The sequence below is a fragment of the Achromobacter maghribensis genome (genome assembly GCF_057334215.1).
In genome coordinates, this window is sequence record NZ_JBHFII010000058.1 from 232,838 (window position 1) to 242,840 (window position 10,003).

The 10,003-nt window shown below is 67.4% G+C and carries 11 protein-coding genes; 3 read left to right on the forward strand and 8 right to left on the reverse strand.

Annotation, left to right across the window (positions count from 1 at the left end):
- The coding region (locus tag ACE039_RS25900; protein ID WP_485823700.1) for a GntR family transcriptional regulator at positions 1 to 562 on the forward strand (562 nt) is incomplete at its 5' end.
- Between the two features lie 23 nt (positions 563 to 585).
- On the opposite strand, the gene ACE039_RS25905 is transcribed toward ACE039_RS25900, so the two are convergent.
- The 5 genes from ACE039_RS25905 to ACE039_RS25925 all read right to left on the reverse strand — a co-directional run bounded on the left by ACE039_RS25905 (position 586) and on the right by ACE039_RS25925 (position 3,812).
- Positions 586 to 1,401 carry an anti-sigma factor family protein gene (locus ACE039_RS25905; RefSeq protein WP_310031048.1) on the reverse strand — a complete coding sequence of 272 codons (816 nt, stop codon included), beginning with the start codon at positions 1,399 to 1,401 and terminating at the stop codon, positions 586 to 588.
- 1 nt (position 1,402) lies between these two features.
- Complete coding sequence (locus ACE039_RS25910) at positions 1,403 to 1,915, reverse strand: RNA polymerase sigma factor (RefSeq protein ID WP_485823701.1); 513 nt, start codon at positions 1,913 to 1,915, stop codon at positions 1,403 to 1,405.
- A gap of 33 nt (positions 1,916 to 1,948) precedes the next feature.
- Positions 1,949 to 2,317: a COG4315 family predicted lipoprotein gene (locus tag ACE039_RS25915; protein ID WP_313460311.1), complete on the reverse strand. Its 369-nt coding sequence runs from the start codon at positions 2,315 to 2,317 to the stop codon at positions 1,949 to 1,951.
- Between the two features lie 92 nt (positions 2,318 to 2,409).
- A complete protein-coding gene (locus ACE039_RS25920) occupies positions 2,410 to 2,874 on the reverse strand; it encodes a GNAT family N-acetyltransferase (RefSeq protein WP_485823702.1) in 465 nt (154 codons plus the stop codon).
- Entirely contained in the window at positions 2,871 to 3,812 is a 942-nt protein-coding gene (locus ACE039_RS25925; RefSeq protein WP_485823703.1) for a LysR family transcriptional regulator, read from the reverse strand. Before ACE039_RS25925 ends, ACE039_RS25920 begins: the two co-directional genes overlap by 4 nt.
- A gap of 61 nt (positions 3,813 to 3,873) precedes the next feature.
- Between ACE039_RS25925 and ACE039_RS25930 the strand changes: the two genes are divergently transcribed.
- Together ACE039_RS25930 and ACE039_RS25935 are read left to right on the forward strand one after the other, a co-directional pair.
- Entirely contained in the window at positions 3,874 to 4,989 is a 1,116-nt protein-coding gene (locus ACE039_RS25930) for a 4-oxalomesaconate tautomerase (protein WP_485811369.1), read from the forward strand.
- A gap of 150 nt (positions 4,990 to 5,139) precedes the next feature.
- Positions 5,140 to 6,111 (forward strand): Bug family tripartite tricarboxylate transporter substrate binding protein, encoded by a 972-nt coding sequence (locus tag ACE039_RS25935; protein WP_485823704.1) that lies wholly within the window; start codon positions 5,140 to 5,142, stop codon positions 6,109 to 6,111.
- Positions 6,112 to 6,127: 16 nt separating this feature from the next.
- On the opposite strand, the gene ACE039_RS25940 is transcribed toward ACE039_RS25935, so the two are convergent.
- The 3 genes from ACE039_RS25940 to ACE039_RS25950 all read right to left on the reverse strand — a co-directional run bounded on the left by ACE039_RS25940 (position 6,128) and on the right by ACE039_RS25950 (position 9,824).
- Positions 6,128 to 7,507 (reverse strand): DUF1501 domain-containing protein, encoded by a 1,380-nt coding sequence (locus tag ACE039_RS25940; protein ID WP_448708593.1) that lies wholly within the window; start codon positions 7,505 to 7,507, stop codon positions 6,128 to 6,130.
- Entirely contained in the window at positions 7,504 to 9,018 is a 1,515-nt protein-coding gene (locus ACE039_RS25945; RefSeq protein ID WP_485823705.1) for a DUF1800 domain-containing protein, read from the reverse strand. Before ACE039_RS25945 ends, ACE039_RS25940 begins: the two co-directional genes overlap by 4 nt.
- Before the next feature lie 101 nt (positions 9,019 to 9,119).
- Positions 9,120 to 9,824, reverse strand: a complete 705-nt coding sequence (locus ACE039_RS25950; protein ID WP_485823706.1) for an SDR family oxidoreductase — start codon at positions 9,822 to 9,824, stop codon at positions 9,120 to 9,122.
- Positions 9,825 to 10,003 lie beyond the last annotated feature (179 nt).

Sequence of the window (10,003 nt, forward strand, 5' to 3'; positions counted from 1 at the left end):
CCGCCGCACGCCGGTGCGGCTGGGGCTCGTCCGGCTTGAGCGCGAAGGCTTCGTGCTGGCGCGGCCACGCAGCGGTTGGCAGGTGCGGCCGTTCGACTTTGAACGGTTCGAAGCGCTGTACGACGTGCGCGTGGTGCTCGAGCAAGCGGCTGTGGACAAGCTGTGCGCGCGACAAAACATGGATGAAACCGGCATCCTGGGCGCGCTGACGGATGTGTGGCTGGTGCCGCCGCCGCAGCGCATCCTGGACGGCAGGTTGGTGGCGCAGCTGGACGAGGCGTTCCATTGTTCGCTGGTGGCCGCCGCCGGCAATCCGGAGATGGCGCAGATCCACCGCGATGTCACGGAAAAGATCCGCATCGTGCGGCGGTTGGATTTCACCAAGGACTTTCGCGTGGATGCAACCTACGACGAACACGCCGCCATCTTGCGCGCCGTGCTATCGCGCCGCGCGGATGAAGCGGCGCGCATGTTGCGTTCGCATATCGAGATGAGCAAGGCGGAAGTGCGCAAGATTACGCTGCACATGCTGCATGAAGCCAGGCAAAACGGGGCAGGGTGACGACGGGTTGCGCGGGCACCCCGTCACCCCTGCAACTGCTTATAAACCTCTTGCGATACCCGCTGCAATTCTTCCCGGCTGACGGCGCCCGATAGCGCGTAGCCGAACTGCCCTTCGACCCAATAGAACACCCGCACCGGGCCTTCTTGCGTGAATTGGAACGCGGTCTGCCCCCCTGCGGCTTCGCGGGTCACGTATAGGGTCAGGCGCTGTCCGTCGGCCGCGCCGTACATGAACTGCGCCACCGGGCCCGAGCCGCCCGGCAACAAGCGGCCGCCTACCAGCTCGTAGCCGGCCTGCGACAGTGACGGCGCGCGCACCGGCGCGCCCATGCGTTTGGTCAGCCAGGTGACCAGGCCTTTCTCGTTTTCGGCGCTGACCTCGACGGGGCGGCCCATGTCGGGCGCATAGACCGCATGAGCGATGGCGGCCCGCTGGGCGTACCCGCCGGCGGCGCGGTCCGGGCTGGCGGTGGCCAGCACGGTTTGCAGGTGGCGCGCATCCATCGCGCCGCGCGTGATCCAGGCGGCGCTGGCGCTGACGGCGGCGATCGCCACGCTGGCGGCCAGCGCGCGCCAGGGAAAGCGGCGCGCGGGCGCGCGCAGCGGCAAGCGCAACGGCAGGGGCTCGTCCAGCACGGGGTCCAGCAGCGCGTGCAACGCGCGGCGTTGCGCCTGCCAGTCGTCCACGCGGGTCTGGTCTTGCGGATGAGCCGCCAGGAAAGCCCCCACGTCGGCGTGGCGCGCGGGGGGAAGCTGTCCGTCCGCATAGGCGTGCAGATCCGCTTCGGTGATGGGGCTGCCCGCGCCGGGGATCGGATGAAGGTGTTTGTCGTTCATGTCATTTCACGCGATGCAGCCGGCTGACCGTGTCGCGTCCTTGCATCAGCGCGCCCAGTTTTTCACGGGCGCGGGACAGCCGGGACATGACCGTGCCGATGGGTACGTCCAGCACCTGGGCGGTCTCTTGATAGGACAGGTCTTCCACGCAAACCAGCAACAGCACTTCGCGCTGCTCGGCCGGCAGGACTTGCAGGCAGCGGTCCAGGTCGCGCACCTCCAGGTGGTCGGTCTGCGTGGCGCGCACCGGCGCATCGGGCATGTCGCCCGGAACGGTCTGGTCGGCCCGGCGGTTGTTGGCGCGCACGCCGTCGATGAAGTGGTTATGCATGATGCCGAACATCCAGGCGCGGAGTTCCCCGCGTCGTTGCCATCGCGAATAGCGGCTCCATGCGCGCTCCAGGGTGTCCTGGACCAGGTCGTCGGCCCGATGGAGGTCGCCCGTCAGCCCGCGGGCGTAACGCCGCAGGCTGGGGATGCAAGCCAGGATCAGGGCTTCGTCTTCGGCGCGCATGGACGCTGGGATGACGGGACGCGTCGGGCGGGATCAGGGCTTGATGACGTGCCAGACTTCCTTGAAGTTGTCGCCGGTCTTGTCGCCCGGCTTGGTGTCTTTGGCGTACAGGTAGACGGGCTTGCCCTTGTGGGCCCATTGCTTGGAACCGTCGTCGCGGGTGATGACCGTCAGGTCGCCCATGGGCTTGGCGTCGGCGGGCGCGGTAACCGGGGGCCAGATCTTGGCGCACTGGTCGTTGCAGGCGCTTTTGCCTCCGGCGTCCTTGTCGAAGGTATAGAGCGTCATGCCCGCGCTGTTGACCAGGATGCCGTCCTGGGTTTTAACGGCCTGGGCGTGGGCGCCGGCCGAGAACAGGACGGCGGAACCCAGGACCAGGGCGGCGGCGATGTGATTGCGCATGTTGTGCCTCGTAGATAGGAAAGTGGGGACTGCCCTCTACAGACGCCGGCCGCCGCGGCTTTATTCCGCCCGGCCAAAAGAATTTGCAAAGGTCAGACGGCCGGCCGGACAGCACCGGGTTCGTAACGCATTTCAAGTTCCAGCGCGGTCTCCTCGACGGGGGTGAAGCCCAGCGACTGATATAGCCGTTGGGCGGGGTTGCCTTTCAGCACGCTCAGCGTGACGGGCGCGCCTTCCGAATCCGCCTGGTCCAGCACGCCTTGCAGCAGGCGGCGGCCCAGCCCCCGGCCCTGGAAAGCCGGGTCGATCTGGATCTGCACGATGCGCCAGCCGGCGGCATCGCGGTAATGCTTGAACAAGCCGGCGGGCCGGCCGTCCAGCCAGACGATCAGGGCATCGTCGAAGTGGTAGCGCACGCGGACCAGATGATGCGCGTCGTCCAGCGGCGCGCCGGCGCGCTGCAGGTGCACCTGCATCGTGGATTTGCGCAACGCCAGCAGATAGGGGATATCGTCGTCGGTGGCGGGCTGCAGGGCCAGGGAATGGGTCGGAGTCATGGGCTGGTCGGGGCGATGGCGGAAGCGGGTTTGCGTTTGGCCGTCTTGCCGGCCTGATGGATCAGGTTATAGAGCTGTTGGGCGGCGGGCGCCAGGGGGCGGCCGCGCCGGGCGATCAGGCCCAGGGTGCGCGTTACGCGCGGATGCTCCAGCTTGACGCTGGTCAGCGTGGCGTGGCCCGTCAGCGGCATGGCCAGTTGCGGGACGGCGGCCACGCCCAGCCCGGCTTCCACCAGGCCCAATAGCGTCATGACGTGGCTGACCTCGAATGCGCTGACGGTGCGCTTGCCGCTTTTGGCCAGCGCGTCGTCGATCAGCAGGCGGTTGCCGCTTTCCTTGGCCACCGTCATGAAGCGTTCCTGCGACAGCGCTTCCCAGGACACGCTGCGGCGCCCCGCCAGGGGGTGGTCGCGACGCACCGCCAGCACGAAGTCTTCGCGCAGCACCGCCTTGAAATCCACGTCGGGCTCCTGGGTGCCGAAGAAACTGATGCCGAAGTCGGCGCGGCCAGTCACCACGCTATTGAGCACGGTATTGGCGGTTTCGTCGATGATGCGTACCCGGATGCGCGGAAAGCGCTCCGTGTAGTCGCGGATCACGGACGGCAGGAAGTAATAGGCGACGGACGGCACGCAGGCCACCGTCACCAGCCCCCCGCGCTGCGCGGCCAGGTCGCCGATGCTGAGCACGGCGCTCTCCAGCTCGTCGATGGCGGTGCGGGCGCGCTCCAGGAACACGCGCCCGACCTGCGTCAGCGCCACGCGCCGCGTGGTGCGTTCCAGCAGGCGGGCACCCAGGATGCTCTCCAGCTTGTCGATGCGGCGGCTGAGCGCGGGTTGCGACAGGTGCAGGTCTTCGGCGGCGGCTCGGAAGCTGGCGCGCTCGGCCACCGCCACGAAGGCCTGCAATTCCTGCAGGTCGAAATTGATGCGTGCCATGCATTAATCCATCCGTAAGTTGCAATTCAAATAATAGCCGGGCCGACGCAGAATGGCTTTCATGGAAACCGTAATCCCTTGCGTACTGATGCGCGGCGGCACGTCGCGCGGCCCCTTCTTCCTGGGCGACTGGCTGCCGGCGGACCCCGCCGAACGCGACCGGCTGCTGCTGGCCGCCATGGGCTCGCCCCACGCGCTGCAGGTAGACGGCCTGGGCGGCGGCAACACGCTGACCAGCAAAGTGGCCATCGTGTCCCGTCCCAGCCGCCCCGACTGCGACATCGACTACCTGTTCGCGCAAGTGTCGGTGGACCGCGCTACCGTCGATACCCGGCCCAACTGCGGCAACATGCTGTCGGGCGCCGCGCCGTTCGCCATCGACGAAGGCCTGGTCGCGGCGCGCAACGGCGTCACGCCGGTCAGGGTGCACAACGTGAACACCGGCGCGGTGATCGAAGCCGTGGTGCAGACGCCGGATGGCCGCCTGACTTACGAAGGCGATGCACGCATCGACGGCGTAGCCGGGTCGGCTGCGCCCGTGCGGCTGAATTTCCTGGATGCCTGGGGGGCGGTCACGGGCAAGCTCTTCCCGACCGGGCTGCGGCAGGAAATCGTGGATGGGGTGGCGGTCACGCTGATCGACGCCGCCATGCCCATGGTGCTGATGCGCGCCAGCGATTTCGGCCTGCAAGGCGATGAAACGCCCGCGCAGCTGGACGGCGATACGGCGCTGCTGGAACGCATGGAACGCATTCGCCGCAAGGCGGGCATGCGCATGGGCTTGGGCGACGTTTCCCATAGCGTCGTTCCGAAGCCCGTGCTGCTGGCGCCGGCGGGGCTTGCGGGCGTCCTGGCGCTGCGCTCGCGCTATTTCACGCCAGGGGCCTGTCATCGGGCCCATGCCGCCACGGGCGCCGTCGGCGTGGCCAGCGCTTTCCTCATGCCGGGCACCGTGGCCCACGATTGCGGCGGCCCGGCAGTGCGGGCGGGTTTCCGGAAAGTGCGCATAGAACATCCCTCCGGCGCCATGGACATCGATGTCGAGCTAGACCCGGCGCAGGGCGTCGTCCGCGCCGCCGGCCTGGTGCGGACGGCGCGCAAGATCATGAAAGGGCTGCTCTACGTCCCTGGCCATTATGTCCTTGCGGGGGCCGAGCCCCTCCGCGCCGTGGCCTAGCCGTGGGAAAACCGGGCCCGCGGTGAATGCGTCGGATTGTTCAACCCAAGACAGCGGACCGATCCGCATCTTCTCGTATTTTCTTTAACGTCGAAGCGGCCCGGCAAGAGGCACGCCATCACGACGATTCCTCATCACAGGAGACAAGCGATGAAACACCATCCCCTCAAGACGGCCTGCGCCGCGGCCGTGTTGCTGGCCTTGGGCACCGGCGCGGCGTCAGCGGCCTATCCCGAGCGCGCGATCACGCTGATCGTGCCCACCGCCGCGGGCGGCGGCAACGATGTGCTGGCGCGGGTGGTCGGGCAGAAGGTCGGCGAATTGCTGGGCCAGACCGTCATCGTGGTGAACAAACCCGGCGCGCAAGGGGCAATCGCTTCCGACTACGTCGCGCGCCAGCCTGCGGACGGCTACACGCTGATGCTGGGCTACATCGGCACGCATGGCATCAATCCGGCCATGCAGAAATTGAACTACGACCCGGTCAAGGATTTCACGCCCATCGGCATGGTGGCCGATTCACCCACCATCATGGTCGTGTCCACCCGCATACCGGTCCACGACGTGGCGGGCCTGGTGAAGTACGGCCATGACAACCCCGACACGTTGAATTTCGCCTCTGCCGGGCCCGGCACCGCGCCGGCGATCGCGGGCGAACTCTTCAACCAGGCCACTGGCACGCGGATGCTGGACGTGCCGTACAAGGGGTCGGCCCCCGCCTTGACGGACACGATCTCGGGCGTCACGCAGGTGATGTTCCCCAGCCTGTTCAGCGTCTATCCCTACCTGAAGTCCGGCATGATCCAGGCGTTGGCGGTCGCGGGCCCGACCCGCAGCGCGGTGCTTCCGAACCTGCCCACGCTGGCCGAAGCGGGCGTATCCGGCGTGGACGTCCCGCAGTGGTATGCCATCTTTGCGCCGGCCAAGGCCGAGCCCGCGGTCGTGGCCCGGCTGAATACGGCCTTGAACCAGGCCTTGGCGGATCCGGCGGTTGCGAAGAAGATCGGCGAGCAAGGCGCCGAGCTCCGTATCAGCACACCGGCCGAATTGGGGGCATTCGTCGAAAGCGAAGCCGTGCGCTGGAGGCAATTGGCGGCCAAGCGGAAATTGGCGGCCCGGTAGCGCAAGCTGCTCGCCGTCAGGCGACCGGCAGCAAGTGAAGGGCGTCCGCGTCGAAATGTCTCAAGTTGGGAAACACCAGCCTCAGTTCGTCGCGGCCGGCGCCGAACCAGGCGCCCAGCGACGCGCCCAACTGGTCCACCGCCAGCGTTGGCAGCAACCGTCCGTTGTCGACGAACCCCGGGCCGTCCAGGGCGATCTCCGGATGGCTGCCGTAATAGCGGCCGCCGTTGACCGCGCCGCCCAGCACCAGATGATGCGAGCCCCAGCCGTGGTCCGAGCCGTTGCCGTTGGAACCCAGCGTGCGGCCGAATTCGGATGCCGTGAACGTCGTCACCTGGTCCGCCACGCCCAGCGAGGACAGCGCCTGCTGGAACACCGCCAGCGACTGTCCCAGTTCCCGCAGCAAGGCGGGGTGGGTGTCGTTCAGGCCGGTGTGGTTGTCGTAGCCATTCTGCGATACGAAGAACACCTGGCGGCGGGCCCCCAGCGCCTGCCGCGCCCCGATGATGCGCGCCACGATCTTCAATTGTTGCGCCAGCGGCGAATTGAAATCTCCCGGCACCGCCACATCGGCCAGCGCGGCGCGCAATTGTGTGTCGGCGTTGATCGACTGCGCGGCGATGCGCGACAGCTCGCGCTCCATCAGGTGTTCGCGTGGTTGCGTGATCAGCCGGCGCAGCAGGGCGGTGCAGGCGCTGGAGCCGTACATGTCGCGGTACAGCAGTTCAATCGGCGTCGATCCGTTGATGCCCACTCGATAGCCCGCGACCTTGCGGCCGGCCAGCAATACGGTGCTGCCGCCGGCCGTGATGCCGGTGAACGTTCGCTGCGCATTGGCGCCGGCGAACAGGTCGGTCAGGCGGCCGCCCCAACCCGATGCCGCGCCTTCGGGCGCCAGCGCCTGCCAATACGATTGCTGATCATTGTGGGAGAACAGCTTGGGCGGCAGCGGTACGCGGGCGCCGACGTAATCCGCCTTGGTCGTGGGCGCCATCAGCGGGCCCACGTTCAGCACGATCGCCATCCGGCCGTCTTCGTACAGCGGCGCCAACGGCGCCAAGGCGGGCGCCAGGGCGAATTGCGCGCCGCCCGCGGCGGGTGTCTTGCCGCGCAGGGCGGTCGCCTTCAGCGCGTCGCGAGGCAGGGCGATGTCCCCACGGGCAGCGGCATAGGCCCGATAGGCGGCGCCGTCGAAGGGCACGACCGTGTTGTAGGGATCGTTGCCGCCGTAAAGGAACACGCAGACCAGCGCCTTGTATGACGATGGCGCCGACTGCGCGGCAGCCGCGCCCAGCGCCGCCAGGTTCAGGGCCAGTGGCGCGGCGGCGCCCGTGGCGCCCAGCGCGCAGGCGCGCAATAGAAAGGCGCGACGGTCGGCATCGTGGGATCGCGTCATTTCTGCACCAGATATTCGGGGGTGGCGGCGACAAGCAGGATGGCGGCCCGCACCCGGTCGCGCGGGCGGCTGGCGGGCAGGGTGGCGACGGCCTCCGCGATGGCGTCGGCCGTTTGCGCGCTGAACGCGTCGCCCGCCAGCAGCAACGTCACCCGGCCGACCAGCGCCTGCGGATCATGCGCCAGCGCCATTTCCGGCGTGTAGGCGGTTTGCAGATCTTCCCAGCCCCGGTCGGCATAAATGGCCAGGAAATTCAGGTAGCCCGCGATGCTGGTCTCATCCGTGATCTGCAACTCGGGCGCTACCAGATGCCGGCGGGCAAGCTCGGTGACGGGCGGCGTATACCGGGGGCGGAAGAAGTTGAAGACCGTGGCGGACCGCATTGGGCTCTGTGCCAGCCGTATTGTGTTGTCCGTCGTGTCCGGCATGGCCCACGCGCCGTTGGTGGACGTGGCGCCAAAGGCCCGCGCCCAGCCGGAGAAACGCAGGATGGGTTCGCGCACCTTGCCCCATCCCGGATCGTTCAGGTCGGGATGCCGGGCTTCGGAGTCCAGCAGGATGGCGCGCACCACCGCCTTCAAGTTTCCCCGCACCCCTTGGCCGTCGTCGTCGAACGCCGCGGACACGCGGCGGACATAGGCGGGGCTGGGGTTGCTGGTCACCAGCCGCTGAATCAACTGCATGCCGATGAAGGGGCCCACGTTCGGGTGCGCGCAAATGACCTCCATGGCGCGTTTCAGCGAGAGTTGGCCGTCGGTGCCTGGCGGGATCACCGCGCCTAGAAATCGCTTTTCCGCCATCGAGTGCAGCGCATTGTTCAGCGCCATCGGCCGCCGGTGGAATTCCACATCGGTTTCCGGCCCGTTGATGTCCCACCCCGTGAACACCTTGGCTAATCCTTGCACGTCGGCGTTGGTGTACGTTTCGACCGGCGCGCCGTTCACCTGCCGGACCGTGCCGTCCGGCTCAAGTTGCAACAGGCCGATGCTGAACAGCTGCATGACCTCGCGCGCGTAGTTCTCGTCGGGGTGGCGTCCGGTCTTGGGATCTTCCTTGCGATTGCCGCGATAGGTCAGCATGCAGCCCATCGACAGATTCTTGGTGACGGCGGTCAGCAGCGCTTGATAATCGCCCAGCGCATGCTCGGCCAGCAGGTCCATGAAGCCGGCGGCGCCGAACAGCGGCCAGGACGCCGTGATGGACTGCACGCCCACGACGAAGATCTCGGACAGCGCGAACGCCACGCGCGTGCGCACCTGGTCTTCGGCGCTGATGAACTTGCGCCACAGCGTCGATTCCAGGGGCGCGTTGATGCCGTTGCCCTTGAAGGCTTCGGTGTTCTTTCGTTGTTGCAGCAACCAATCGAAATGGGTCTGCGAAGGCGGCATCGCCAATTGCGCGTCCAGCCACGCCGCATACCCGTCGCGCACCACGGCGTCGATCTGGGAAGCCGTGGGCCCGAAGGTGGCTTGCGCAAGGAAGCGCGACGCCTGGCCTGGGGTAACCGTCATCGCAAGCCTCTCGTCGAATGCGAAAACCTACGGTACTAAAAGCGCCGGGCGGGCTTCAATACCGTCATTCGGACGAGAGGCTTAGTCCAAAAGCATGAGACTCAGACCGAGCGCGTGATGCCGCCGTCGATGCGGATGTTCTGGCCGGTGATGTAGGACGACGCGTCAGACGCCAGGAACGCGATCAGGTCGGCCACTTCTTCGGCGGTGCCGTAGCGGCCCATGGGGATGCGCACGCGGCGGTCATCCTTTTCGGGCAGGCTGTCGATGAAGCCGGGCAGCACGTTGTTCATCCGCACGTTGTGTTCGGCGTATTCGTCCGAGAACACCTTGGTGAACGCGGCCAGGCCGGCGCGGAACACGCCGGACGTCGGAAACAGCGCTTCGGGCTCGAAGGTGGCGTAGGTGGAAATGTTGACGATGGCGCCCGACTTCTGCTGCTTCATCACCGGTGCGACCAGGCGCGTGATGCGCACCACGTTCAGCAGGTAGAACTCCATGCCCAGGTGCCAGTCGTCGTCGCTGATCTCCAGTAACGGGCCTTTCGGGCCGTGGCCGGCGCTGTTGACCACGGCATCCACACGCCCCCATTTCTGCAGCGTGGCTTCGACCAGGCGGGCCAGGTCTTCAGGCGAACGGTTGGAGCCGGTGACGCCCAGTCCGCCCAATTCCCGCGCCAGCGTCTCGCCCTTGCCCGATGAAGACAAGATGGCCACGCGATAGCCGTCGGCGGAAAGCTTGCGCGCCGCCGCCGCACCCATGCCGCTGCCGCCCGCCGTCACGATCGCTACTTTTTCCGTGCTCATGCCCGCTCCTTTGCGTTGTCGAGGATGGGCCATTGTAGGAGGGCGGGTGGCGGTGCGGGCAGGTTCCCGCGTTGTCGGCAGGGGCGGCGCAAATTCGTTTCCGCTCGCCATGGAAACGGGCTCCGGGACCCTGGCGGACCAGGGGCGCGGAGCCCGTGCAGGCAAGCAGTGGGGGGGGC

What these genes read in the sequence shown, in the direction of transcription:
- ACE039_RS25925 (WP_485823703.1), bottom strand. Translation starts at nt 3,812, where the DNA reads ATGGCACGCATCAATTTCGACCTGCAGGAATTGCAGGCCTTCGTGGCG.
- ACE039_RS25935 (WP_485823704.1), top strand. Translation starts at nt 5,140, where the DNA reads ATGAAACACCATCCCCTCAAGACGGCCTGCGCCGCGGCCGTGTTGCTG.
- ACE039_RS25910 (WP_485823701.1), bottom strand. Translation starts at nt 1,915, where the DNA reads ATGCGCGCCGAAGACGAAGCCCTGATCCTGGCTTGCATCCCCAGCCTG.
- ACE039_RS25905 (WP_310031048.1), bottom strand. Translation starts at nt 1,401, where the DNA reads ATGAACGACAAACACCTTCATCCGATCCCCGGCGCGGGCAGCCCCATC.
- ACE039_RS25915 (WP_313460311.1), bottom strand. Translation starts at nt 2,317, where the DNA reads ATGCGCAATCACATCGCCGCCGCCCTGGTCCTGGGTTCCGCCGTCCTG.
- ACE039_RS25930 (WP_485811369.1), top strand. Translation starts at nt 3,874, where the DNA reads ATGGAAACCGTAATCCCTTGCGTACTGATGCGCGGCGGCACGTCGCGC.
- ACE039_RS25940 (WP_448708593.1), bottom strand. Translation starts at nt 7,507, where the DNA reads ATGACGCGATCCCACGATGCCGACCGTCGCGCCTTTCTATTGCGCGCC.
- ACE039_RS25945 (WP_485823705.1), bottom strand. Translation starts at nt 9,018, where the DNA reads ATGACGGTTACCCCAGGCCAGGCGTCGCGCTTCCTTGCGCAAGCCACC.
- ACE039_RS25920 (WP_485823702.1), bottom strand. Translation starts at nt 2,874, where the DNA reads ATGACTCCGACCCATTCCCTGGCCCTGCAGCCCGCCACCGACGACGAT.
- ACE039_RS25950 (WP_485823706.1), bottom strand. Translation starts at nt 9,824, where the DNA reads ATGAGCACGGAAAAAGTAGCGATCGTGACGGCGGGCGGCAGCGGCATG.